Genomic DNA, 25026 nt, shown 5'->3' on the forward strand with positions numbered 1-25026 from the left:
GTATGTCCATTCACACCGATGAATTGCGCACCCGTCGCCTGGAGTCTCTGATCACTCCGAGCGAGCTGGCGAACGCCTTCCCGTTAAACGACACCGTCGCCCAGAACCTGCTGGATGCCCGCCACGATGTAGAAGCCATTCTGGCCGGTGAGGATCAGCGCCTGCTGGTCATCGTCGGCCCCTGCTCCATCCACGATCCGGCCGCCGCCCGTGAATACGCCCAGCGCCTCAACACCCTGCGCGAGCAATACAAAGAGAGCCTGTGCATCGTGATGCGCACCTACTTCGAGAAGCCGCGCACCATTGTGGGCTGGAAGGGGCTCATCAACGATCCGCGCCTCGACGGCAGTTTCGACGTGAACGAGGGGCTGAAGCTGGCCCGCCAGCTGCTGGTGGACATCAACGAGATGGGCATGCCCACCGCCACCGAATTCCTCGACATGGTGACCGGCCAGTACATCAGCGACCTCATCACCTGGGGCGCCATAGGCGCACGCACCACAGAATCCCAGGTGCACCGCGAGATGGCCTCCGCCCTCTCCTGCCCGGTGGGCTTCAAGAACGGCACCGACGGCAACACCCGCATCGCCATCGATGCGGTGCGCGCCGCCCGCCACAGCCACATCTTCTATTCACCGGACAAGGACGGCAAGATGACCATCTACCGTACCGCCGGCAACCCCTATGGCCACGTGATCCTCCGTGGCGGCCACAGACCCAACTACGACACCGCCAGCATAGACGAGGCGTGCGAAGCGCTGGCCGACGTGGGCCTGCCCGAGCGGCTGGTGGTGGATTTCAGCCACGGCAACAGCATGAAGGATCACCGTCGTCAGCTGCTGGTGGCGCAGGACATCTGTGATCAGCTGCGCCGCGGTCGCACCGGCATCGCCGGCATCATGGCCGAGAGCTTCCTGGTGGAAGGGCGGCAGGACGTGGAGAATGGCTGCGCCGCCACCTTCGGCCAGAGCATCACCGATGCCTGCCTGTCCTGGGCCGACACCGAGACCCTGCTGGCCATGCTGGCCGAGGCGGCGGCTGTGCGTCTGAGCAAACAGCTGGTTTGAACAACTAAACGTTCTGCTCAGCGATACAAAGGGCCAGACATCCCGGATGTCTGGCCCTTTGATTTTTCCGGTAAACGTTGAGTCTCAGGGCTGGTTAGCCGCTTCGCGCTATCCAGCCCGGGCGCTCCTTCTCCCTTCTCCCCTCTCGGGAGAAGGGCTGGGGATGAGGGGGAAGCCGGCCTCACAGGCTCGGCATAAACCAGACCCGGCCCGCCGCCTCGACGCGATCCGTCTTGATCTGGAACACCCGCTCCAGCAAGGCTTCGTCGATGACATCGACGCCCCCCTCGCTCACCACCCGCCCTTGTTGCAGACAGAGGATGCGATCCGCCCAGTCGATGGCCAGGTTGATGTCGTGAATGGCGATCACCACCAGCAGGCCTTGCCGGGCCAGGCGCTTGAGCAGCCGCAGCAGGGCCAGCTGATGGTGCAGATCCAGTCCCGCTAACGGCTCGTCCAGCAACAGCACCCGCCCATCGGTGTTGAGACCTGGCCACAGTTGCAGCAGGGTGCGGGCAATCAGCACCCGCTGCTGCTCACCGCCGGAGAGGCGGCTGAAGTCCCGCGCCAGCAGGGCATCGAGCTCCAGCGCGGCGCAGATCTCGGCCACCGCCCTGCCCTGTGTCTCGGGCAACCCCTCCTCATCCAGTCCCAGACTCAACACCTGGAACACCGGAATATGGAACAGCTGTGGCTGGCGCTGGGGCAGCATGGCGCGGCGCCTGGCAAGCTCTGGCCAGCTCAGGTCGGTGAGCACTTCGCCACCCAGCAGCACGGCGCCGTCGGCGGGCAGAATGCCGGCCAGGGCGCCGAGCAGGGTCGACTTGCCGCTGCCGTTGGGGCCGAGCAGGGCCACCAGCTGGCCCCCCGCCCAGGCAAGATCCAGGGGGGAGAGCCGCGCGGGGATCCCGAGGGCCCGCGCCTCCAGCAGCCAGAGGGGATCGGAAGAGGGCTTAACGGGAGACATCGGCATCTTGCCTCAGCAACAGGTAGATAAAGAGCGGCGCTCCCACCGAGGCGGTGATGACGCCGATGGGCAGCTCACCGGCCTGAAGGGCCGAACGCGCCACCAGATCGGCACCGAGCAGCAGGGCGCCGCCTCCGAGCGCCGAGGCGGGCAGCAGGAAGCGCTGATCGCTGCCGCCGCACAGCCGCAGCAGGTGAGGCACCACCAGGCCGACGAAGCCGATGACACCGCACAGGGACACCGCGACCCCGGTGAGCAGGCAGACCGCCAGCACCAGCCGCACCCGCATGCGGTCCACGTTCATCCCCATCAGCCGGGCCTGGGTCTCCCCCAGCAGCAGCTGTTGCAGTGCCCGGCCCTGCCAGCAGAGCCAGACCAGGGTCAGCGGCAGCACCAGCCACCACCAGGCGATCTGCTGGCTGCCATAGGAGAGGCTGCCCATCATCCAGAACATGAATTCCCGCAGGGAGCCGTCGTCGGCAAAATACATCAGCCAGGTCATGGCCGCATTGGTGAGAATGCCGATGGCCACCCCGAACAGCAGCAACCGGGTGTGGCCGAGCCGGGCCCGGCGTGCCAGGTGGATGAGCAACATGGTGACCACCAGGGCGCCGCCGAAGGATGCCAGGGATAACCCCCAGCCCGGCAGGTAGACGCCGAGGGACTTGGCTACCGCCATCGCCACCATGGCGGCGAGGCCAGCCCCGCTCGAGACACCGAGCAGGCCGGGCTCGGCCACAGGGTTATGCAGCATCACCTGCAACACGGCGCCACCACAGGCGAGCGCCGCCCCCGCCAGCAGGGCCAGCAGGGCGCGCGGCAGGCGCAGCTCCAGCAAGATGCGCAGCTCCAGCTCCCCGAGCGGCTGCCAGGGCAGCAGCACGAACTCTCCCAGGGCAAGGGAGAGCAGGAAGAGGGAGAGCACGAGCAGCGACAGGGCGATCAGCCAACGGCGCTGCCAGCGCTGCTGACGATAGATGAGAGCGAGATACACGCGGGATCCCCGAAATGAGACAGCTGCCGCCCCGACCCGGGGCCAGCAGGAAAGCTGCATGATAACAGCGCGTTACCACCCAAGGTCAAGGCTGGTAAGGCTTAGCCAGCGTCGCTACCTCGCCGCTCTCCACCATGGCCTGCAACGCCTGCGCCAGCACAGGCCCGAGCACATGATGGGGTGAGTGCTTGCTCATGCCCAGATAGAGCACCACGGGATGAGGCGGGCGGTAGTCCGCCTTCATGAGGCCGGCGTCATTGCGCTGGCTCAGGGCGTAATCCACCTGGCAGTCGGTGCCTATCATCAGGGACAGATGGCCCCGCTCCACCATGCGCAGCAACTGATCCTCGGTCGGCACCCCATGCTTGTCGAGCTGGCTGTCATCGTCGAAGGGGGCGAAATAGGCGGAGTTGAGCACATAGCCTATCTCTCGGCCACGCAGATCAGCGTAGGTTTTCAGGGGGGCCACCACCGCCGCCTTGCCGTAGAACGCCGGCCGGCACTGGTAATAGGGTGGTTGCAGGTAATCGATGAAGGCCGCCCGCTCTCGCGTATGGGCCAATCCTATCATCAAGTCCGCCTGACCGGTCTGCATCTGCTTGAGCGCCCGTCCCCAGGGCACCCGCTTGAGGGTGAGCGCGATGCCGCTGCGAGCCTGCAGCTGGTGCAGAATGTCGATATCCAGACCATGAAACTCGTCGTCTTGTGCGAGCATGCGAAACGGGGGCCAGACATCGGTTACCACCGTCAGGGTTGGCGCCCCTTGCACCCAGCAGGCAAACAACAGACCAAGCACTCCCCAGCTTGTCTTGCCCATCCAGTTTCAACCTTCTGTTGCCACATCCTTGTGGCATAAAAATACCCTCAAGCCCCACTTATGGAAACCCGTGAAGTCGAGATAAAATGCATTGATTTCAAAGGAGAACCTAATGAACCCTATCATGACCAGTATCGGTCTGCTGATCTGCAGCAACGTCTTCATGACCTTCGCCTGGTATGCCCATCTCAAGAGCATGAACCACAAGCCCTGGATCATCGCCGCCCTGGTGAGTTGGGGTATCGCCCTGTTCGAGTACCTGCTGCAGGTGCCCGCAAACCGTATCGGCCACACCGTGCTGACGGTCGGTCAGCTCAAGATCCTGCAGGAGGTGATCACCCTCACCGTGTTCGTCCCCTTCTCCATCTTCTATCTGAAGGAAGACCTGAAGTGGGACTACCTCTGGGCGGGCCTGTGCATCCTGGGCGCAGTGTTTTTTGTGTTTCGCGAGAAACTGACCGGTGCCTGAGGCTGTACACTCAAGCACATTGATCCCCCATCCCTTTGAGTGACGAGGCAACACATGGAATTGCGAGACATGCTACAGATCCTGGCCAAGCAGGATGGCTCCGACCTCTATCTCTCCACCGGGGCCCCCCCCTGCGCCAAGTTCAATGGCGCCCTGCGCCCCTTGAACGAGGTGCCGCTCGAGCCGGGCGAAGTGGCCAGGATCGCCGCCGATCTCATGGACTCGGAGCAGAAGCAGCAGTTCGAGAAAGAGCTGGAGATGAACCTCGCCATCTCCCTGCCCCAGATAGGCCGTTTTCGGGTCAACATCTTCAAACAGCGCAACGAAGTCTCTCTGGTGGCGCGCAACATCAAGACCGAGATCCCCCGTTTCGAGGATCTCAAACTCCCCCCGGTGCTGCTCGACACCATCATGGAGAAGCGCGGCCTGGTGCTCTTCGTCGGCGGTACCGGCTCGGGCAAGTCCACCTCGCTGGCGGCCCTCATCGACCATCGCAACCGCAACAGCGGTGGCCACATCATCACCATCGAGGATCCGGTGGAGTTCGTCCATCGCCACCGCAAGAGCATCATCAACCAGCGAGAGGTGGGGGTGGACACCCGCAGCTTCCATGCGGCCCTGAAAAACACCCTGCGCCAGGCACCGGACGTCATCCTCATCGGTGAGATCCGTGACCGGGAGACCATGGAGCATGCGCTGGCCTTCTCGGAGACCGGGCATCTGGCCATCTCCACCCTGCACGCCAACAACGCCAACCAGGCGCTGGACCGCATCATCAACTTCTTCCCCGAGGAGCGCAGGCCCCAGCTGCTCAACGATCTTGGCAACAACCTCAAGGCCTTCGTCTCCCAGCGGCTGGTGAAGACCACCGAGGGCGGCCGCCGGGCGGCGGTGGAGGTCATGATCGGCACCCACACCATTCGCGATCTCATCAAGCGCGGCGAGTTTGGCGGCCTCAAGGATATCATGGAGAAATCCAGGGCCCTTGGCATGGTCACCTTCGACAGCACCCTGTTCGATCTGGTGGTGGAGGGGGTGATCGACGAAGAGGAGGCGGTCAAGAACGCCGATTCCCAGAACAACCTGCGCCTCAAGATCAAGCTGTGGAAGGAGAAGGGGCAGATAGGCAACAGTGCGGAGGCCAGCGGCTGGAGCCTGGAGCCCAGCAAGGATGAGAACAACGATATCTTCTAGTCAGGCGCGACCCCTCCCCCGCTGAGCACACAGCCGCCCGCGCGGCTGTGTGCTCAATGACCGCGCGGCCAATGCCTCTCCTCTGCACTCACCTCTTTGCCCTTCATCCGGCCGCAGGTGAGCCATCCCCCCGAAGCAATGACGCTCGCCACATAAATGACAAAAAAATCAACTTAAGCCCCAACCCTGCCATCAATGTGGTTGAAAACCCTTTCAAACGGGCCTCAAAAGAGGCACCATTGATGAGGTATATCAATAAAGGGGTATTCAATGTTGTTACAACCAGCCAACACAGCAAGGTCCAGACAGTTATTGAACGAGACCATGGCGTTGGTGTTAGCCGGGGGGCGAGGCAGTCGGCTCCAGCAGTTGACGGACAACAGGGCAAAACCGGCCGTGCATTTTGGCGGCAAGTTCCGCATCATCGACTTCGTCCTCTCCAACTGCATCAACTCCGGGATCCGCCGGATCGGCGTGGTCACCCAGTACAAATCCCACAGTCTGCTGCGTCACCTGCAATCGGGCTGGTCCTTCCTGCGCTACCAGATGAACGAATTCATCGAACTGCTGCCGGCCCAGCAGCGCATTGACGAAGTCAGCTGGTATCGCGGCACCGCCGATGCGGTCTACCAAAACATGGACATCATTCGCGAGCACGGCCCCAAATACGTGGTGGTGCTGGCGGGGGATCACATCTACAAGATGGATTACGCCGCCATGCTGCTCGATCACGTCAACCTGGGCAGCCGGGTGACCGTGGCCTGCATCGAGGTGCCGCGCCGCGAGGCCCGCGCCTTTGGCGTGATGGCGGTGGATGAGAGCCGCAAGATCAACGCCTTCGTCGAGAAGCCCGCCGACCCGCCCGCCATGCCGGGCAAGCCCGACACAGCGCTGGCCTCCATGGGGGTCTACATCTTCGACGCCGACTACCTCTACCAACTGCTGGAAGAGGATCTATCCAACGAGCAGTCCCACCACGACTTCGGCATGGACGTGATCCCGCGGGTGGTCAAGGAGGGTACCGCCTATGCCCATCCGTTCAGCCTCTCCTGCGTCGGCTGCTGCCCTCAGAAGCGTCCCTACTGGCGCGACGTGGGTACGGTGGACTCCTTCTGGGAGGCGAACATGGATCTCGCCTCGGTGACGCCCGAGCTCGACATCTACGATCAGGACTGGCCCATCTGGACCAGTCAGAGGATGACGGCCCCCGCCAAGTTCGTGCAGGATCAAAACGGCCAGCACGGCATGACCATCAACTCCCTGTTCGCCGGTGGCACCATCGTCAGCGGCTCCTTCATCGTCAGCTCTGTGCTGTTCACCAACGTGCGGATCGACTCCTTCTGCACCCTGGATCAGGCGGTGATCTTCCCCGGGGTCGAGATCGGGGCCGGCTGCCGGTTGCGCCGGGTGGTGATCGACAAGGGCTGTACCCTGCCGGAAGGCCTGGTGGTGGGCGAAAATGCCGATGAGGATGCCCGCCGCTTCTACCGCTCCGAGCAGGGCATAGTGCTGGTCACCCAGGAGATGCTGGCCAGGCTGTGATGGCCCGGATGGCCCTCCCCGCCAAGACAGCAAGACACACAATAAAGAGACCCGCCATTGGCGGGTCTCTTGTTGTCAGCTGACGCTCTCTGGCGGCAGTGCTCAGCGCCGCTGTACCAGGCCTATCCGGCCGGGTTCGCACCACTCGAACATCACCTCCTCGCTCTTGGCGCAGCAACTGCCGCCGCACACCCGGGTCTCCCGCTTGGTGACGCGGCCCTTGCGCATCCAGACGCCGAGCATGGCCTCCACCGCATCCTCCGAGGTGTGGAAGTGGCGTGCCAGCTCCCGCCGGCTCACCCTCTGCTGCGCCGCCAGATAGTCCCCCAGCTCTCGCAATATCATGGCGTGACCTCCCCCTGATGGGTCAATCTGCTCTTCTGCGCCGTCACAGGGTCACCACCTTGCGGGCGACTATATCCCCGTGGCGGCGGCCAAGCCACCACAGCAGCACCAGGGAGATCCCGTAGCTCAGGGTCCAGAACAGGCTCTGTTCGGGGTGAGCGGCGAAGGTCGCCAGCTGATAGAAGAGGGTGGCGCACATGAAGGCCATGTAGTTGCACCAGGCGGCGGTGAACAGGGCCCATTGACGGCCGGTCTCCCGTACCAGGGCGCCCATGGCGGCGGCACAGGGCATGTAGAGCAGCACGAACAGCAGGTAGGCAAAGGCTCCGGCCGCCCCGTCGAAGTGGGTCTGCATGTTGCCATAGGTGGAGGTGTCCACCTCCTGGGCCTCGGCGGCCGCCTGCTGATCCGCCAGCTCCCCGACCTTAAGCCCCATGGGATCGGCGGGATCGATGTCCGCCAGGTTCGCGGGAATGGTGGCCAGCGCCTCCTTCAGGCTGCCCAGCAGGGAGTATTCACTCGCCTCCTCGCCACCGGCGCCGCCGGCGTAGAGGCTGTTGAGGGTGGCGACCACCGCCTCCTTGGCGAAGATGCCGGTCAGGATGCCGACCGTGGCCTGCCAGTTGTCGTCACGGATACCGATGGGATGCAGCACCGGCGTCACCGTCTGGCTGAGCTGGCTCAACACCGAACGCTCCTGATCCTGGTTGCCGAAGCTGCCGTCGGTACCGAGCGAGTTGAGCACGCTCAGCACCGCCACCATCAGCACTATGGTCTTGCCCGCGCCGAAGATGAAGCCCTTGAGTTTTTGCCAGGTACGCAGTCCCACGTCCACCGGACGGGGCCACTCGTAGTCCGGCATCTCCATCACCATGGAGTCGCTCTTGCCCGGCAGCAGGGTGCTGCGCAGGAAGAGGCCGGTGAGCACCGCCACCAGGATGCCGAGCAGGTAGAGACCAAACACCAGGTTCTGGCCGGATTCGGGGAAGAAGGCCACCGCGAACAGGGCATAGACCGGCAGCCGGGCACCGCACGACATGAAGGGCGCCATGGCCGAGGTCATCAGCCTTTCGCGCTCCGACCCCAGAGTGCGGGTCGCCATCACCGCAGGCACTGTGCAGCCAAAGCCCATCAGCATGGGAACGAACGCCTTGCCGGGCAGCCCGAGGCGGCGCATCAGGGCATCCACCACGAAGGCGGCGCGGGCCAGGTAGCCCGAGCTCTCCAGCACGGCGAGGAACAGGAAGAGGCAGCCCACCACGGGGATGAAGGTCGCCACCGTCTGCAGACCGGCGCCGACGCCGTCCGCCAGCACGGCTCCCAGCCAGTCAGGGGCCGCAGCCAGCCCCAGCAGGTGGTGCACCCCGTCCACGAACAGGGCGCCTCCCAGGATGTCGAAGAAGTCGATGAAGGCGCTGCCCACCTTGATGGCGAACATGAACATCAGGTACATCACCAGCAGGAAGAAGGGGATGCCCACCCAGCGGTTGAGCAGCGCCCTGTCCAGCCACTCGCTCTGGGCGACCGTGAGCTTGCCCTGCTGACGGCACGCCTGCTGGCTCCAGTGATGGATGTGGCCATAGCGCAGATCAGCCAGTTGCAGATCGATGTCCTGAGCGTGGTGGGCACGGCTGACCACGTTGCCAGCCGCCGCCTGCTGACCCGCCGCCAGGGTCTCCTGCATGGCGATGTCCTCCTCCAGCAGGCGCAGAGCACGGCCACGGTCTCTGAGGTGATGAGGGGCAAGCAGGGTCTCGAGCTCGGCGATGTCGGCTTCCAGCGGCTGGCCGTAATCCAGCACCAGGGCGGGCTGGGGCTGGCCGATGAACCGGTGGATCTGCTCCTTGAAGGCCGCCACCTGCTGGCGATTGTGGGCCGACAGCGACACCACGGGGCAACCGAGCGCCTGGCCGAGCAGCCCCTCGTCTATGGTGATGCGGCGCTTTTGCAGCAGATCCATCTTGTTGAGCACCACCACCATGGGCAGGCCCAGCTCCCGCAGTTGCAGGGTGAGATAGAGGGAGCGCTCCAGATTGGCGGCGTCGATGACGTTGAGCAGCAGGTCCGGCTGCTGGCCCTGCACGAAGCGGCTGGCGATCTGCTCGTCCAGGCTCGCCTCCTGATTGGCCAGGGAGTAGATGCCGGGCAGATCCATCAGGGTGTAATCCTGCCCCTTGGCGGAAAATTCGCCCATCTTCTTGTCGACGGTGACCCCGCTCCAGTTGCCCACCTGCTGGCGGGCACCGGTCAGGGCGTTGAACAGCGAGGTCTTGCCACTGTTGGGGTTGCCGACGGTTACCAGGGAGTAGTTCATACCGGTTCGACCTCGATGTGCTGGGCCAGGCTCTTTTGCATGGAGAGGCAGATGCCCTGGCACTGGACCTGGAGCGGATCCCCCAGGGGGGCCGCCCGCAGATAGAGGATCTCGGTCTGGGGCAGCAGCCCCATCACCATCAGCTTGCGTCGCAAGGTGCGGCCAAGCTGGTTCATGTTCTTGATGCGAGCACGCTGCCCCGGCGACAACTCTGTGAGTACCATGACGGGCTCCTGAAGTTAAACAAGAATAATTCGCTTTTAGTGGAAGGGATTATAAGCTGTGCCCCCAACATTTATTTGCGTAAAATCAAACTCCGCTTAGCTAACCGACAAAGTATTGCCATGAGTCACGACAACAACAGCCGCCTGGTCTACAGCACGGACGGCGGCATGATCAAGGAACAGGCCCCCACCCAGAGCTCCTCCCCCTTCCCCGCCGATGGCACCGTGCGCATCCGGCGCGAGACCAAGGGGCGCAAGGGCGCCGGGGTCATCACCATCCACGGTGTGCCGGCCGAACAGCAGAAAACCATCGCCACCCTGCTCAAGAAGAAGTGCGGTACCGGCGGCGGCCTCAAGGAGGGGATCATCGAGATCCAGGGGGACAAACGGGACCTTATCAAGGCCGAGCTGGAGAAGGCCGGTTTCAGCGTCAAGCTGGTGGGCGGTTGATCTGCTTGTCTCTCCCGCACTTTTTCCCTAGAATGCCGGCTCCCATCGAGGGGGAGTAGTCTCGCCACGGGTGCCAACCCGGTGCGCGATCCTGATCAACATACTTGGTGCCAACTCACCATGGTCAGGATGATCCGGGCAATGCCGGATTTGACAAGACCTTTGACGGGCCAGTGCCAATACCGGGGACGGATGGCGCAGGCTTGTCTCTGGTTTATAACAATTCCGTCCCCCGGTCATATTTATGGAAGCCTTGTTAACCTCAACCCTGAGCGTGGCCATCGCCGAGATCGGCGACAAGACACAGCTCCTGGCGTTGCTGCTCATCTGTCGTTTTCGCAAACCCTGGCCCATCATCGCCGGCATGCTGGTCGCCACCCTGCTCAACCATGCGGGTGCCGCCTGGATAGGGGAGTTCATCAGTCGCTGGATGGATCCCAAGGTGATGACCTGGCTGGTCGCTGGTGCCTTCATCGCCATGGCGGTCTGGATCCTGGTGCCGGACAAGATGGACGATGAAGAGAGTTCCCTCGACAAATACGGTCCCTTCATGGCCACCTTCGTGCTGTTCTTCATCGCCGAAATCGGCGACAAGACCCAGATAGCCACAGTGCTGCTGGCGGCCAAGTACGACTCCCTGACTCAAGTCATCACCGGCACTACCATCGGCATGATGCTGGCCAACGTACCCGTGGTGCTGCTTGGCAAGCTGGGGGCCGACAAGCTGCCCCTCAAGGGGATCCGCATCGCCTGCGCCATCCTCTTCGTGGGTCTGGGCGCCAGCACCCTGATCTTCGTCTGACGCACCAGCAACGAGGGGATAGGATGAGCGTGAGCACCCATCCATATCCCCATCTGCCCGTCATGCCAGCCCCCTCCTCCAGGTCGGGGCTTTTTTGTTGCCCCTGCCCTGCCCCTGTCGCATCAGCGCCACCGGGGTCTGCCCCGGGGCACGGCGCCGTGCCATAATGCCTTACCATTCAGGCACGACGGCTTCAGGAGCCCCCATGCACGTCACCTCAAGACAGACCTTGCTCGACTGGGTCAGACGCGGTCGTCTCCCCCGGGAGTCATTGCCCGCCGCCCTCGCCCTCTGCGATCTACCCCCGGCCTCGGTGCGCTGGCAGTGGCTGTTCGACAGGCTGCTGCTCTGGCTCGGCTGCCTCTGCCTCGGGGCGGGTCTGGTGTTCTTCGTCGCCTTCAACTGGCAGGCGCTGGGCCGCCTCTCACGCCTCGCCCTGCTGGAGCTGCCCCTGCTCGCCATGCTGCTGGTGCTCTGGCGCAAGCCCCTGGCCGATACCCCGCGCCAGGCCTTGCTGCTGGCCCTGGCCCTCAACATAGGCGCCCTGCTGGCCCTGGTGGGTCAGACCTACCAGACCGGCGCCGATCCCTGGCAGCTCTTCGCCACCTGGGCCCTGTTGCTGCTGCCCCTGGCGGCGCTGGGCAGAAGCCCGCTGCTCTGGACCCTCGCCTGGCTGCTCGGCCAGCTAGCACTGGTGCTCTACTGGCGCCTCGGCCTCATCGATCTCTTCTTCTCCTTCAATGAGGAGGCCCTCGGCTGGTGCCTGACCCTGCTCAACGCCGCCCTCTGGGGGGCGCTCATCCTGACCCCCGCGCGTCTGGGGCTCATGCCCTCCTGGCTCCCGGGGCTGGCCGCCGGGCTCGGGGTCACCCTGCTGGCCCTGCTGGCACTGTTCGATGCCGCCTCCCCCTGGGTCTGGCCTGCCTGGCTCGCGTGGCTTGGCGCCGCCTACCTGCGCTGGCACCACAGATTCATCGCCGGGCTCGCCATGGGGTGTCTGAGCCTTATCGCCGTCATTCTCGCGGCGCTGGGCAAGTGGATGGAGCCGGACATGAACGGCTTTTTGCTGCTATCCCTCATCGCCATAGGTCTCTCGGTGATGGCCAGCCGCTGGCTGCAACAACAACGGAGGCAACATGTCTGATCTGATCCCCTGGCAGCATCTGCTGGCCGAGGCCCCTACCGCCATCGGTTTCTCTGTCTTCACCAACGGCTGGCTGCAACAGCAACGGAGGCAACATGTCTGATCTGAGCTCTTGGGAGAGGCTGCGGGCCGCCCATCTGGTGGAGGGCGACGCCCCCCGGGACGAGCAACCTCACTGGTCGAGCCGTTTCCTGCTCGGCATGGTGGGCTGGCTGGCCGCCCTCTTCCTGCTGTTCTTCCTGTTCATGGCCTTCGAGAGCCTGATCCGCGAGCCAAACCACGCCCTCGTCATGGGCACCCTGCTGATGGCCGCCGCCCTCGGCCTCAACCGACTGGCCCGGCGTAGCGATCTCTGGGATCAGTTCGTGCTGGCGCTCGCGCTCGCGGCCGATGCCTGGCTGCTCTATGGCCTCATCGACCAGATTGACCCCCACTCGGCCCCGCTCTGGCTGGGACTGGCCCTGCTGTCGCTGGCCATCGCCGCCCTGTTCGAGCACTGGCTGGTTCGCCTGTTCCACAGCTTTGCCACCGCCATCCTGCTGACCATGGGGCTCGCCTGCCTCGGCCTGCAACTGCTGGCCCTGCCGCTGGTGATGGCCGCCCTCACCTTCTGCTGGCTGCAGGCCGAGCGCGACCCAGAACGCCACTCGCTCTATGAATCCCTCACCCTGGGGCTGGCACTTTCCCTGCTGGTGCTGGGTCGACTGCATCATCCCCTGTGGGACGGCGGCACCAGCGTGCTCGACGAGCTGGGCCACTCCCGCCTGCCGCTTATGCTCAATCCCCTGCTCTGCGCCGCCCTGCTGCTCGCCGTCATGATCCGCCTCAAGCTGCCACTGCTATACGGCCTGCCGCTGGTGGTGATCAGCGCCCTCATCCCCGGCATGGGGGCCGGCGCCCTGGTGCTGGTGCTCGGCTTCTATGCCGCCAGTCTCGGGCTCATGACCCTGGCCGGCTTGCTGTTGCTCGGCTTTGGCTCCCTCTACTACTACGATCTCGGGCTGACCCTGATGACCAAATCCTGGCTGCTGCTGGGCTCGGGGGCCCTGCTGCTCGGTACCCGCCAGCTGTTGAAAATCCTCGGCAAGGAGATCGCCTCATGAAACGCTTTGCCCTCTTGCTGACCGGCCTCGCCACACAGCCGGGCTCCGGTCCCCTGTCGCAGCGCAATGACCAAGGGCTCAAACACCGGCATGGGAGTATCCCCTCATGAGATGTCTTGGTTTCTTTCTGACCGGCCTCGCCATTCTGGTGGGCATCAATGTCACCGTCTGGCGTTTCGAGCACGCCATAAGCAGCGGCGAGACCGTGCTACTGGAGCTGGCCCCGGTCGATCCCCGCTCCCTGATGCAGGGGGACTATATGCGCCTGAGTTACGCCCTTGCCCGCCAGTTGGGGAGTCCGCATCAGGAGGGCGCCGCCGCCCAGACCCTGGTCATCCGCCTCGATGGGCAGCAGGTGGCGCAGCGCGTTGAGGGGGGCTCCCCCGACGCTCTGGCCCCGGACGAGCGGCTGCTGCTGGCCCGCTGGCAGCAGGGCCAGTGGCGGATAGGGCCGGATGCCTTCTTCTTCGAGGAGGGGACGGGCGAGCAGTACGAGCAGGCGCGCTATGGCGAATTCCGGCTGCAGCCGGACGGCGGAACCCTGCTGGTCGGCCTGCGGGACGAGGCGCTCAAGCCCATAGGCCACACCCGTCCGGCCTGGTGATGCGCCATCCGGGGAGCGCATTCCCGCCTCCTCGTTTGCGCCGCACCCGGGGGGTGCAGCCGCGGTTGTTCGCCCCCTCGGGTGGCGAAACCCCGTGGCTTGACAACACTTGAAGCTGGGCACTCGGCAGCAGGACGGTCAGGATGAGAACAGGGATGCCAGAGATCACACGCACGCTCGGGGGCACTATCACGGGCATGGCCGCCCTGCTGGCGACACTCTGGGGCGGGCCGGGGGAGATGGGACAGGCCAGCGCCAGCCCGGCCCTTGGCAAGCTGCATTACCTCAGCGAAGAGTACAAACCCTATAACTTCACCGGGGAAGATGGCACCCCCAGCGGCTTTGCCATCGAGCTGCTGCACCTGGTGTGGCAGAAGACGGGCACCCCGCCCCAGGCGATCAGCATCCTCCCCTGGGCCCGGGGCTACTACCTGCTGACCCAGAAGCCCAACGTGGTGCTCTTCGCCACCGCCCGCACCGAGGCACGGGATCCCCTGTTCAAGTGGGCCTGCCCCATCGGCTATGCCGAAATCGTGCTGATGGGGCTGGCCAGCCATCCCCTCAAGCTCACCCGGCTGGAAGATGCCCAGCAGCACACCATAGGCGCCGTGCGTGCCGACGTGGGGGAGCAGTTGCTGCTCAACAACGGCTTCGACGAGCAGAAGATCATGACCGCCAACCGCCTTCCCCAGGCCCTGCGGATGCTCACCTCGGGCCGGGTCGACCTCATCTCCAGCAACAAGGCCACCTTGATGGATCTCATCCAGGCCCAGCAGCTGGATCCCGCCCAGTTCGAGGTGCGCTGGGTGCTGAGCTCCGAGCAGTTCTGCTTCGCCTTCAGCCATCCGGTGGACGATGCCCTGGTCAAGGAGTTCCAGCACGGCCTGACCCAGGTGCTGGCCAGCAGCGAGTTCCAGCGGATCCAGCACAAGTACTTCCCGATCCCCTGACGTTCACCGCCACGACAAGGAGCCGGGATGGGCTCCTCCCTTTTTCTGGGCCTGGCATGCCCGCCACGCCCTTCTCGGCCGCTCCCCGCCTCGGCGGTCGCTGACTCCCTCACAAACACCATAAAATGTCAGACGCTGGTCACCACAAGGGGTGACGCGGAGCGTCCCGGCTCCGTAAAATGGTGCCGGGAGCCTGTTGGCCCCACTCTCCCGGTGCAGATGGCACTTTGTTTGGACATATCAGGACTGAACATGCATAAAACAGTGAAGTGGTTGATGGGTGTCTCGGTGTGCGCCTTGTTGATGGCGTGCGGCGGCGACAAGACCACGGGCAAGGCCTGTCTCGGCGCCAACAATGACTCTCTGGTGGAGGGGATGCAGGACAAATGCAAGGCGGGTGACACCGTCGCCACCAAGCACCCGGCCTATTTCTGCGACTTCAACTACGCCGTCGCCTACAACAGTTACAACTCCGCCATCTGCGTCTACTCGGGGGCGTTGAAACCGGAGCGCACCACCGAGAAGTCATAGCTAGGCAGGCTCACCGGGAGGTCGCCATCAGGCCGCAGAGCCAGGGCCCGGATTGCCGGGGCCCGTCGGGCAAAGAGAGACGCCATGGCGGCGCCCCCTTATTTGAGCCGCATCATTTGACCCGCATCAGGCGGTGGCGCTGCCCGCCAAACTCCAGCTGGACCACCTGGGATCGCGCCATGGCATCGACCCGGGCCAGCATCTCGGCGCTGTAGCCCTTGCGGTACATCCACTGCATGGGCACCTCGAAGCTGCCCTCGTTGACGATGAAGGTATCGGTGTAGGCATCCTTGATGATGCTGACCACCCAGATGCGCTGCTGAAACTCCGAAAGTTCCGCAAAGAGGGTGGCCATTTTCGCCGCCAGGGCGCGGAGCTGGCCGATAACGCGGTTTGCCATGGTAGAGGGTGCCTGTGTTGAGGGAGACGCATCCTAGCATCCCGGGCGCGGGGGCAACAATGCGCGGCATCAAGGGTGCGGAACCTGGCCTCATTCCCATGGGCCGGGGCGCCCTGGATGCAAGGTTCCCGTCACCCCAGCGCGCGGCGCTGGCGCTTGACTTCATACATGCTCGCATCGGCCTGGCGCAGGGCCTCGTCCACGCTGGTGTGCGCCGGATCGACCGCCACCACTCCCACGCTGGCCCCGGGGTAGTGCAGCACCCGGGACTGGATCGGCAACTGCAGCACGCTGTGCTCGAACAGCCGATGCCGGAAGCGTTGTACCGCCGCCTCGAGCGTCTCCTCCCCCGGGATCGGGCCCATGCCCACGACGACGAACTCATCGCCCCCCATCCGCGCCAACATGTCGCCACGGCGCAGGGCCGACCCCAGCTGACGCGCCATGGTGGTCAGCAGCCGATCCCCCGCCTCGTGACCGTGGGTATCGTTGATCTGCTTGAAACCGTCGAGATCGATAAAGGCGATGAGCACAGGGTGTCCGGCCCGATCCGAGAGGGAGAACAGCCGGGTCAGCTCCTGCATCAGGGCCCGGCGGTTCGGCAACCCGGTCAGGGGATCGCAGAGCGCCTGGCGTGACAGCTCGTCGTTGGCCCGCTGCAACTGCAGCAGCAATTGCTCTCGCTCCACATGCTCGGCGATAAGCCTCGCGAAGAAGGCAACCAACTCCTCGGAGCCGGCTACCAGGGGTTTTTGTTCGGCGCTGGCGCCACACAGGGTGCCATAGAGTAACCCCGAAGGGGTGCGCACCGGGCTGCTCAGATAGGTGCGAATGCCCATGGCCCTGGCCGCCTGCGAATCCCCCCAGCACTCGGTGACGTTGTCGGTAAACAGGCGCCCCTCATCGATGGCCCGCCGGCACAGGGTATCGCTCCAGTCCACCGCCGCCCCCTCCGGGATCTGCAGCCCGGCCACGTTGCGGGCATAGCGGATATGCTGGGTGCTCTGCCCGACATCGATCTCGGTAAGATAGGTCGACTCCAGCCCGGTCACCGCCTCGAGCATTTCCAGCAGGGGCCGGGTCAGGCTCTCCAGATCCCGCGCCGCCGTGACCCGCTCCGACAGGGTCTGCAATATCTTGTCCATGCCTCTCTCCACTACCTGCATGTGATGGGCGACCACCTTAGCCAACTCGGGACACGCCAGACAAGTGCGAGAAAGGGGTAGGCCGGGGAAATACCACCCCGTTCACACTTTGGCGCGCCCGCCGCCAGGGCCTGTGGCCCCGCCCCACCCCGGGCGTGGGGCCATAACTTTGAACCAGCGCAAAAAACCTGTCGATTCTGACAGTTGAGTCAGCAATATCCGTGGATCGGGCCCCGTCGGCTCCGTAGGATGGGAGTGGGTGCCCGTTGGCCCCTTTTCATATGCCAGGGTCAGCGGCGCATTGTGGTAGCGACAGCCAGGGGCGGCAGCGACGGAATTTGGCCGAATTCCCGAGCTTCGGCGGATGCCAGCCCGGCATCCCGCGCCTGCGGCAAGGTGCGAGGATTCCATCCTCGATGGGTCAGCAACCCGGGCCTTGCCTCAAGCCTCAGGAGTGATCCCCTCTCCCCATGCGGGAGAACGGTAGGGTGCAATAAGCAGAGCGCATTGCACCAGGGTAACCATCCCCTCTCCCCTGCGGGAGAACGGTAGGGTGCAATAAGCAGAGCGCATTGCACCAGGGTAACAATCCCCTCTCCCCTTGCGGGAGAGGCGTAGGGTGCAATAAGCGCAGCGCATTGCACCATAGTAACCGTCCCCTCTCCCCTTGCGGGAGAGGGCTAGGGTGAGGGGTCACTAGCCTGATTGGCACGGCTTCGCCATGCAGGACACTAGAGCGCTGCCCTCGACTGGGTTTCGCCCTGATCCCCTCTCCCCTTGTGGGAGAGGGCTAGGGTGAGGGGTCACTAGCCTGATTGGCATGGCTTCGCCATGCAGGACGCGAGGACTCCGTCCTCGACGGGGTTTCGCCGCCGCTGCGCGGCTTGGCGAGTGACTTTGGAAAGACCCAAAGTCACCAAAGGTCTTCTCCCCCACTTGTTCGCCCTCCTGCGTCGGGTTCCCTCGGCTCGCCCGTTTGTCCCACGGCACGCGCCGATGGGCCATCCCTGGCCCAGCGGCGCTCGCTCGGCGTCCTGCCTCGCGGCCTGGACAAACTAGCTCACCTCGGCGAACAAGAGGGGGCAACACCCAACCCGCAGCCCCGAGGCCGGTTAACCGAACCCAATGTATTCGGGACAGTGATCGGGAGGGTTGTTATCTCTGATCCGGCCTCTCACCCACCGTATGACAAGACCAAATTGTCGCGACTATGCAACAAGCACAATCGACATGGCTGCATAGATGAAAAAATCATTGTGGATACAACAGCAAGCAGCATATATCCCTATCGGGGAAAGGTTTTATATTGAATGTCCGATAGGGAATATTTAGCCATGATGATACCTAACTTCTCGAACGTCCGATTATGCTTCGCTAATCGAACCTACAGACCTATTAGCCTATAGGTCAGCCACTATATTAATGAGTGTTTTTAATGTATAGAAAATTATGGTCTAAGAAATTAAATAACTACGTATGTAGCGATGACACTTACAACTACATAGAATGTAACAGACTAAACCTGTTAATTGGACCTAATAATTCAGGAAAAAGTCGGTTCGCAAGAACTTTAATTACTTCTGATGATAACGATCTTTTAATATATGATGAGAGCACCGCCAGTAAACTAAGGGAACAATATCAATTCATATTGGATCTATATAAAGATGATGTCACGGAACATGGAATAAATGGCAGTGTATTACAGTCATTTATCAAGGGCCAGCTACATTCAAAAACAGACATTAATAAAATTTTCACTTCAATAAGGAGCTTGATAGTTGAAGCAAGTGACCGAAGTAGAAATCGCTCAGGTGGTCCATATCCACACATATACCCTGCTGTACAGAGCCATGTACGTACCGGTGGATATGAAATACCTCAAGACTACCTTCTTATTAAAAGCAGCAATCAATACTACATACCTATTCTGAGAGGCATGAGACCACTCAATACTGATAATGATGCTTATCTTGAACGTACGGTTAAAGATTACTTTCCCTCAACGCATGAAAATCTGAACATAATTACTGGGCATGATATTTATCAACTACTTGCATCACACTTACTAGGTAAGCCAGAGCAAAGGGAAAAAATAAAAAATTATGAAAAACTACTAAGTTCAGAGTTTTTTAATGGCGAGGAGATAACTCTGATACCTGAATATGGAAAGGACACGATCGCTGTTAAACTTGGGTCTGCAGATCAATTTCCAATATATGATCTTGGCGATGGATTGCAACAAATAATTATTATAACATCAGCAGCTTATCTCAATAGTGAAGAAAGTATTTTTACAATTGAAGAGCCAGAAATCAGTTTGCACCCTGGTTTTCTTCGTCAATTGGCATTATTTCTTCTTAATCACACAAGTCATACATATTTTATAACAACACACTCCAATAGTTTGATTGACCTTGCGGAGCTAAATGATGACATTACAATATCAAGATTCAGAAAAGATCATAAATCTAATGAATTCACCATCAAGAATGGTGTTAAGGATAGAGAGCTTCTTTTAGACCTCGGTGTCAAAGCATCATCACTATATCTATCTAATTCAACTATATGGGTGGAAGGTATAACAGACCGCATCTACTTAAAATCATTTATGACTAACTACATTGAAACCGCTAAAGATGATGAAAAAGAAACACTTCAGTCATACATAGAAAACTATCACTTTTCATTTGTAGAATACCAAGGAGGAACCTTAGGGCACTGGTGTTTCTCTGATAATGAAATAGAAGCTAACGATGGGAGACTGAAAGCTCTTCGTACAACGTCAAATATTTTACTACTAGTGGATGGGGATATAAGTAGCAAGGGAGATAGGCTAGTCATTTTAGAGCAGGAATTTGCAGAAAAACTAGTTGTGATGCCTGGTAAAGAAATAGAAAACCTTATTCCTGATGAAATTTTAAGGGAAACTGCCATAGAAATTTATAATAGAAAGAGGAGCAATGATAAAGATGGTGATTTTGAAGAAAAAATTAATAAGTTGAATTATTCCACCTATAGTAATTCCCCACACGGGATCGGCTATCATCTAGATAAATCCTTGGGGCTAAAGGGAAAAGGAAAAGATAGCCAAAGAGTTTTCGCAGATGAGAGTGGGACAATAAAAGACAAAGTTAATTTTGCACTTAAAGCCACAAAAATAATGGATAAAAAATGTTGGGCTTTAACTCCTGAAATATCGAACTTATGTAAGATAATATTTGAACATATAAAGCAATCAAATAAATGAATTAGAGAAAAGTATTGTCTCTCATACAAAACTACAGCTCTGAGTAACGGTTTTTACTTATATTTCCAAAAAAGTTAACCACCTAACACAGCACCTTATTTGTGCCAGCCCTTGCACGACTGATAACCAACGGTGAGAAATGTGGGCAAGATAATAACTGAAGCCACGGGCGGACACGGTATTGGTTCCCCCTGCAAACCGCCGAGTCGAGTTCAACTGGTCAGGAGCGCCATCAGGGATGATGGCGCAGCCGCAGTCGGCATAGGGGCCAAAGCGGATCAGGGCGAGCACTGCTCGACCCCGATTTGGCGCGAGAACAGGGATGTTCGAAGCGGACTTTGGCCGAAGCCAGGGATGGCGAAGGCCAAAGTGCCGTCTGCGGCGCTCCGTCCGACCCGTTGGACGAGAGGAGGGAACCCGCGAAGCGGGGGGTTTGCCGGGGGAAAAGACTTTTGGTGACTTTTGGTCTTTCAAAAGTCACTCGCCAAGCCGCGTAGCGGCGGCGAAATCCCTTCGAGGGCAAGGCCCTCGTGTCCTGCATGGCGAAGCCATGCCATTAAGGCGTGGGACGACATTCAGCCTAGGAATGACGTTAGCCCCCTCACCCTAACCCTCTCCCGCAAGGGGAGAGGGGATCAGAGCGCAGGCCACCGAGGCTTAAGCAGAGCGCAGAGGCTTAAGAGGTGTCGAGGGAAAAGGCACAAACAAAAACCGCAGCCTTGGGCTGCGGTTTTTTTATTGGCTCAACCGGTTGGCGCGAGCAGCGCCATCTGCCTTAGGCACGGCGCCAGCTGGTCTTGCCGGCGCTGTCTTCCAGCACGATCCCCATATCGGTGAGACGGGCTCTAGCGGCGTCGGCGGCGGCCCAGTTCTTGTCGGCACGGGCCTGATTGCGCTGGGCGATCAGTTGCTCGATCTCGGCCACTTCGTCGTCCGCTTCATTGCCCTTGAGGAAGGCGTCCGGATCCTGCTGCAGGATGCCGAGCACGGCGCCGAGTTCCCGCAGGCGGGCACCCAGGCCAGCGGCGACAGCGATGTCTTCGGCCTTCTGACGGTTGATCTCGCGCACCAGGTCGAACAGGGCGGAGTAGGCTTCCGGGGTGTTGAAGTCGTCGTCCATGGCATCGACAAAGCGGGCCACCTGCTCGTCGCCACCGGCGGCGGCGGCCACCGGCAGATCGCGCAGAGCGGTGTACATCCGCTCCAGGGCGGCGCGGGCCTGCTTCAGGTTGTCTTCCGAGTAGTTGAGCTGGCTGCGGTAGTGGCCGGACATCAGGAAGTAACGCACGGTTTCGGCATCAAAATGGGCCAGGACGTCACGGATGGTGAAGAAGTTGCCAAGGGACTTGGACATCTTCTCCTTGTCCACCATTACCATGCCGCTGTGCATCCAGGTGTTGACGTAATCGCCACCGTGGGCGCAGCAGGACTGGGCGATCTCGTTCTCGTGGTGGGGGAACTGCAGGTCGGAGCCGCCGCCGTGGATGTCGAAGTGGTTGCCAAGGTGCTTGGAGTTCATGGCGGAGCACTCGATGTGCCAGCCGGGGCGGCCCGGGCCCCAGGGGCTGTCCCAGGTCGGCTCGCCGGGCTTGGACATCTTCCACAGCACGAAGTCCAGCGGGTTGCGCTTGGCTTCGACCACGTCGACCCGGGCGCCGGCCTGCAGCTGCTCCAGATCCTGGCCGGAGAGCTTGCCGTAGTCGGCGAAGGACTCGACGATGAACATGACGTCGCCGTTGTCCGCCACATAGGCGTGCTCTTTCTCCAGCAGGGTTTCGACCAGGGCGATGATTTCACCAATGTGCTGGGTGGCGCGGGGTTCGATGTCCGGGCGCAGCATGCCGAGGGCGTCGAAGTCCTGGTGCATGTCGCCGATCAGGCGTTCGGTAAGATCGTCGCAGGTGACCCGGGTCTCGGCGGCGCGCTTGATGATCTTGTCATCCACGTCGGTGATGTTGCGCACATAGGTGAGATCGTAACCGGCGTAACGCAGGTAGCGGGCCACCACGTCGAAGGAGACGAAGGTGCGGCCGTGACCGATATGACAGTGATCGTAGATGGTGACGCCACACACATACATGCCCACCTTGCCCGGGTGGATAGGTTTGAATTCTTCTTTTTGACGAGTGAGTGTGTTGTATATCTTCAGCATCTTATGACCACTGCCTGTGAGTAAAATGGTCTGACATTCTAACCGCATCCGGTGGAGAAAACGAGGCAGAAAAAGCGCCGGATCCCCCATGCCATCTATGCCGCAGCCCCTTGATGGGCTAGAATTGCCACCACTTTATGCCATACACCTGCGGGCACCTCATCGCCCGCATCAAATGAAAGGACATATCATGGTTACTCTGCACACCAACCACGGCGACATCACTCTGACCCTGAACGCCGAGAAAGCCCCCGAGACCGTGGCCAACTTCCTGCAATACTGCCGTGACGGTCACTACGACAACACCATCTTCCACCGCGTCATCGACGGCTTCATGATCCAGGGCGGCGGCTATGCTCCTGGTTTTGAAGAGAAAGAGACCCGCGCCCCCATCAAGAACGAGGCGGCCAACGGCCTGTCCAACAAGATTGGCACCATCGCCATGGCCCGCACCAGCGAGCCGCACTCCGCCAGCGCCCAGTTCTTCATCAACGTGAACAACAACGACTTCCTGGACTTCAAGTCCCCCACCACCCAGGGCTTCGGCTACTGCGTGTTCGGTGAAGTCACCGCTGGCATGGACGTGGTCAACAAGATCAAGGGCGTCAAGACCGGCAACTCAGGCCGCATGCACCAGGACGTACCGGTTGAAGACGTGGTCATCACCAAGGTCACCCTTGCTGACTGATTGTTTTCTACTGCGTAGCGATGAAACTGCGGCCCCGGCCGCAGTTTTTCCATCTGCGCAGGCCAGCCCTGCCAACTGGCGCCGCCTCGACTATCTGGCCCGGGGCAATCCCCGCCAGCGCTCCGCCCACGCCCTGCTAAGCAGTGGTGTGTGGGATACGCTGGGGCGCCTGTGCCAAGACGTGGCCCTGGTGAGCACGGTCGCCATCGGGCTCGACCTGCCCGGCAGCGATCTCGACATCCTCTGCCAGCACCCGGACCCCGCGCGCCTCGCCGCCCTCTTGCGTGAGCAGGGCTGGGCGGTCAGCAACAAGGGGAACCAGGTGTGGCTGATGGAGCAGACCCTGACCGGCCCGGACCAGGCGCGCTGGTCGGTGGAGCTCTATGTCACCCCGGCGCGGCTCGAGACGCTCAATGGCTGGCGTCACCTCAGCCTGATGGCCGCCCTGCTGGGGCACTTTGGCCACGACTTCCATCAGGCCGTGCTGCGCCTTCGTCTCGAGGCAGGGATCAAAGGAGAGGCCGCCATCTGCCGTCTGCTAGGGCTTTGCGGCGATCCTTACGCCGCGCTGCTGACCCTGGAGGGGCGCGACCTTGCAATGCTCCACTGGCAGGCCCCATCCCTGAGCGACTCGCCCACGCCGGCAGGCTCCCCTGCCCCCCTTTGCCCGGATCCCATCAAGAGCACTCATCCCACATCATGAGCACCCTTTTTATCAGTGACCTTCACCTGTGTGCCCAGCGGCCCGACATGACAGCCGCACTGGTGCGTTTTCTCGAGCGCGATGCCCCCAAGGCCGATGCCCTCTATGTGCTGGGTGATCTGTTCGAATTCTGGATTGGCGACGACGATCCCAACCCGCTCCACCACCAGGTGGCCGAGGCCTTCCTGGCCCTGAGCCGGCAGAACGTGCCCATCTACTTCATTCACGGCAACCGCGACTTCCTGCTGGGCAAGGCCTTTGCCAAACGGGCTGGCATGACGCTGCTCGGCGACCCCTGCGTCATCGATCTCTACGGGGAGCGGGTGCTGCTGAGCCACGGGGATCTACTCTGCACCCTGGATCTCGGCTATCAGAAGTTTCGCCGCATCACCCAGCAGAAATGGCTGCGCTGGCTCTTCCTGCGCCTGCCGCTCACCCGCCGCCAGGCCATCGCCTGCAAGATGCGGGGCCAGAGCCAGATGGAGAATGCCGGCAAGCCCCAGACCATCATGGACGTGACCCCGGCGGCGGTCGATGCCCTGCTGCGCCAACACGGCTGCCGTCTGATGATCCACGGCCACACCCACAGGCCCGCCGTCCATGACTTCATGCTGGACGGCAAGCCGGCGCGGCGCATCGTGCTGGGGGACTGGTTCGAGCAGGGATCGGTGCTGAGCTGCTCCCCGCAGGGCCAGCGGCTCGAGAGCCATCCTCTCCACGAGTGACGCCTTGCCAGCGGAGATAAGAGGTGCCCTTATGACAACTTACTCCCCCCTCTTTGGGCAGGAGGCAACACTGAACCCTGCATATACTCTGTGTCTGTGCACACACATGAGGACGAGATGATGGGATTTCTGACCTGGGTGGTATTGGGATTGATCGTCGGCATCCTGGCCAAGTGGATCATGCCTGGCAAGGATGGGGGCGGTTTCTTCATGACGGTGATCCTGGGGGTCGTCGGCGCCATGGTGGGGGGCTATGTCGGCACTCTGCTCGGCATGGGAACGGTGACCGGCTTCAACCTGCCGAGCATCCTCATCGCCACCGTCGGTGCCTTGATCGTGCTGTTTGTCTACAACAAGATCCGCAGCTGACCTGCCTCCCGACACACCCCGTGTACGCCCCTCGCGGGCCAGGATCCGAAACCCCGTGTTTCGGATTTTTTATGGGC

General features: G+C 61.4%; 25 protein-coding genes. 16 read left to right on the plus strand and 9 right to left on the minus strand.

Annotation, left to right across the window (positions count from 1 at the left end):
• Positions 1-2 precede the first annotated feature (2 nt).
• Positions 3-1067 carry a 3-deoxy-7-phosphoheptulonate synthase gene (locus tag PG898_RS08265; RefSeq protein WP_270823818.1) on the plus strand — a complete coding sequence of 355 codons (1065 nt, stop codon included), beginning with the start codon at positions 3-5 and terminating at the stop codon, positions 1065-1067.
• A gap of 181 nt (positions 1068-1248) precedes the next feature.
• Here the strand turns inward: PG898_RS08265 and PG898_RS08270 are convergent, their stop codons facing one another.
• The 3 genes from PG898_RS08270 to PG898_RS08280 form a co-directional block, all read right to left on the minus strand.
• Complete coding sequence (locus tag PG898_RS08270; RefSeq protein WP_270823817.1) at positions 1249-2034, minus strand: ATP-binding cassette domain-containing protein; 786 nt, start codon at positions 2032-2034, stop codon at positions 1249-1251.
• A complete protein-coding gene (gene btuC / locus PG898_RS08275; RefSeq protein WP_270823816.1) occupies positions 2021-3028 on the minus strand; it encodes a vitamin B12 ABC transporter permease BtuC in 1008 nt (335 codons plus the stop codon). The genes PG898_RS08270 and btuC overlap by 14 nt, the downstream gene beginning before the upstream one ends.
• 85 nt (positions 3029-3113) lie before the next feature.
• Positions 3114-3845 carry a substrate-binding periplasmic protein gene (locus PG898_RS08280; protein ID WP_270823815.1) on the minus strand — a complete coding sequence of 244 codons (732 nt, stop codon included), beginning with the start codon at positions 3843-3845 and terminating at the stop codon, positions 3114-3116.
• Positions 3846-3957: 112 nt separating this feature from the next.
• On the opposite strand from PG898_RS08280, the gene PG898_RS08285 reads away from it, so the two are divergent.
• The 3 genes from PG898_RS08285 (at position 3958) to glgC (ending at position 7050) form a co-directional block, all read left to right on the plus strand.
• A complete protein-coding gene (locus PG898_RS08285) occupies positions 3958-4314 on the plus strand; it encodes a DMT family protein (RefSeq protein WP_005328056.1) in 357 nt (118 codons plus the stop codon).
• Positions 4315-4368: 54 nt separating this feature from the next.
• Complete coding sequence (gene tapW, locus PG898_RS08290) at positions 4369-5508, plus strand: type IVa pilus ATPase TapW (RefSeq protein ID WP_171276387.1); 1140 nt, start codon at positions 4369-4371, stop codon at positions 5506-5508.
• Between the two features lie 270 nt (positions 5509-5778).
• Positions 5779-7050: a glucose-1-phosphate adenylyltransferase gene (gene glgC, locus PG898_RS08295; protein ID WP_270823814.1), complete on the plus strand. Its 1272-nt coding sequence runs from the start codon at positions 5779-5781 to the stop codon at positions 7048-7050.
• Between the two features lie 102 nt (positions 7051-7152).
• Here the strand turns inward: glgC and PG898_RS08300 are convergent, their stop codons facing one another.
• Genes PG898_RS08300 through PG898_RS08310 form a run of 3 tightly spaced genes read right to left on the minus strand, consistent with a single transcriptional unit; the run spans position 7153 to position 9933 of the window.
• Positions 7153-7395 carry a FeoC-like transcriptional regulator gene (locus PG898_RS08300; protein ID WP_171276388.1) on the minus strand — a complete coding sequence of 81 codons (243 nt, stop codon included), beginning with the start codon at positions 7393-7395 and terminating at the stop codon, positions 7153-7155.
• A 43-nt stretch (positions 7396-7438) separates the two neighbouring features.
• On the minus strand, positions 7439-9709 hold the full coding sequence (gene feoB / locus PG898_RS08305) for a Fe(2+) transporter permease subunit FeoB (RefSeq protein WP_270823813.1): 2271 nt from the start codon (positions 9707-9709) through the stop codon (positions 7439-7441).
• Entirely contained in the window at positions 9706-9933 is a 228-nt protein-coding gene (locus PG898_RS08310) for a FeoA family protein (protein ID WP_171276390.1), read from the minus strand. Before PG898_RS08310 ends, feoB begins: the two co-directional genes overlap by 4 nt.
• Positions 9934-10053: 120 nt before the next feature.
• Between PG898_RS08310 and PG898_RS08315 the strand changes: the two genes are divergently transcribed.
• The 7 genes from PG898_RS08315 (at position 10054) to PG898_RS08345 (ending at position 15517) form a co-directional block, all read left to right on the plus strand.
• Positions 10054-10383: a translation initiation factor gene (locus PG898_RS08315; RefSeq protein ID WP_270823812.1), complete on the plus strand. Its 330-nt coding sequence runs from the start codon at positions 10054-10056 to the stop codon at positions 10381-10383.
• 244 nt (positions 10384-10627) lie between these two features.
• Positions 10628-11185, plus strand: a complete 558-nt coding sequence (locus PG898_RS08320; RefSeq protein WP_041205993.1) for a TMEM165/GDT1 family protein — start codon at positions 10628-10630, stop codon at positions 11183-11185.
• A 205-nt stretch (positions 11186-11390) separates the two neighbouring features.
• Positions 11391-12329 (plus strand): DUF2157 domain-containing protein, encoded by a 939-nt coding sequence (locus PG898_RS08325; RefSeq protein WP_270823811.1) that lies wholly within the window; start codon positions 11391-11393, stop codon positions 12327-12329.
• Positions 12330-12424: 95 nt separating this feature from the next.
• On the plus strand, positions 12425-13432 hold the full coding sequence (locus tag PG898_RS08330; protein WP_270823810.1) for a DUF4401 domain-containing protein: 1008 nt from the start codon (positions 12425-12427) through the stop codon (positions 13430-13432).
• A 106-nt stretch (positions 13433-13538) separates the two neighbouring features.
• Entirely contained in the window at positions 13539-14036 is a 498-nt protein-coding gene (locus PG898_RS08335; RefSeq protein WP_270823809.1) for a GDYXXLXY domain-containing protein, read from the plus strand.
• A gap of 197 nt (positions 14037-14233) precedes the next feature.
• Entirely contained in the window at positions 14234-14986 is a 753-nt protein-coding gene (locus PG898_RS08340; RefSeq protein ID WP_270823839.1) for a substrate-binding periplasmic protein, read from the plus strand.
• Between the two features lie 252 nt (positions 14987-15238).
• Positions 15239-15517, plus strand: coding sequence for a hypothetical protein (locus PG898_RS08345; protein WP_042648950.1), 279 nt, complete (start codon positions 15239-15241; stop codon positions 15515-15517).
• 112 nt (positions 15518-15629) lie between these two features.
• On the opposite strand, the gene PG898_RS08350 is transcribed toward PG898_RS08345, so the two are convergent.
• Both PG898_RS08350 and PG898_RS08355 read right to left on the minus strand, forming a co-directional pair.
• Complete coding sequence (locus PG898_RS08350) at positions 15630-15917, minus strand: hypothetical protein (protein ID WP_270823808.1); 288 nt, start codon at positions 15915-15917, stop codon at positions 15630-15632.
• Positions 15918-16048: 131 nt separating this feature from the next.
• Positions 16049-17062, minus strand: a complete 1014-nt coding sequence (locus PG898_RS08355; RefSeq protein WP_043130173.1) for a GGDEF domain-containing protein — start codon at positions 17060-17062, stop codon at positions 16049-16051.
• Between the two features lie 1435 nt (positions 17063-18497).
• Here PG898_RS08355 and PG898_RS08360 point away from each other — a divergent pair.
• Positions 18498-20312 carry an AAA family ATPase gene (locus PG898_RS08360; protein WP_270823807.1) on the plus strand — a complete coding sequence of 605 codons (1815 nt, stop codon included), beginning with the start codon at positions 18498-18500 and terminating at the stop codon, positions 20310-20312.
• A gap of 775 nt (positions 20313-21087) precedes the next feature.
• Here the strand turns inward: PG898_RS08360 and cysS are convergent.
• Complete coding sequence (cysS, locus tag PG898_RS08365) at positions 21088-22464, minus strand: cysteine--tRNA ligase (protein ID WP_270823806.1); 1377 nt, start codon at positions 22462-22464, stop codon at positions 21088-21090.
• A 190-nt stretch (positions 22465-22654) separates the two neighbouring features.
• On the opposite strand from cysS, the gene PG898_RS08370 reads away from it, so the two are divergent.
• From PG898_RS08370 to PG898_RS08385, 4 genes are all read left to right on the plus strand, one after another.
• The gene (locus tag PG898_RS08370; RefSeq protein ID WP_270823805.1) at positions 22655-23152 is read left to right on the plus strand and encodes a peptidylprolyl isomerase; all 498 of its coding nucleotides are present in this window, start codon (positions 22655-22657) and stop codon (positions 23150-23152) included.
• Positions 23142-23855 (plus strand): DUF4269 domain-containing protein, encoded by a 714-nt coding sequence (locus PG898_RS08375; protein ID WP_270823804.1) that lies wholly within the window; start codon positions 23142-23144, stop codon positions 23853-23855. Before PG898_RS08370 ends, PG898_RS08375 begins: the two co-directional genes overlap by 11 nt.
• Positions 23852-24580 (plus strand): UDP-2,3-diacylglucosamine diphosphatase, encoded by a 729-nt coding sequence (lpxH, locus tag PG898_RS08380; protein ID WP_270823803.1) that lies wholly within the window; start codon positions 23852-23854, stop codon positions 24578-24580. The genes PG898_RS08375 and lpxH overlap by 4 nt, the downstream gene beginning before the upstream one ends.
• Before the next feature lie 120 nt (positions 24581-24700).
• On the plus strand, positions 24701-24949 hold the full coding sequence (locus tag PG898_RS08385; protein WP_042649749.1) for a GlsB/YeaQ/YmgE family stress response membrane protein: 249 nt from the start codon (positions 24701-24703) through the stop codon (positions 24947-24949).
• Positions 24950-25026 lie beyond the last annotated feature (77 nt).

This window comes from Aeromonas sp. QDB31, from assembly GCF_027707605.1.
Classification (GTDB): domain Bacteria; phylum Pseudomonadota; class Gammaproteobacteria; order Enterobacterales; family Aeromonadaceae; genus Aeromonas; species Aeromonas media.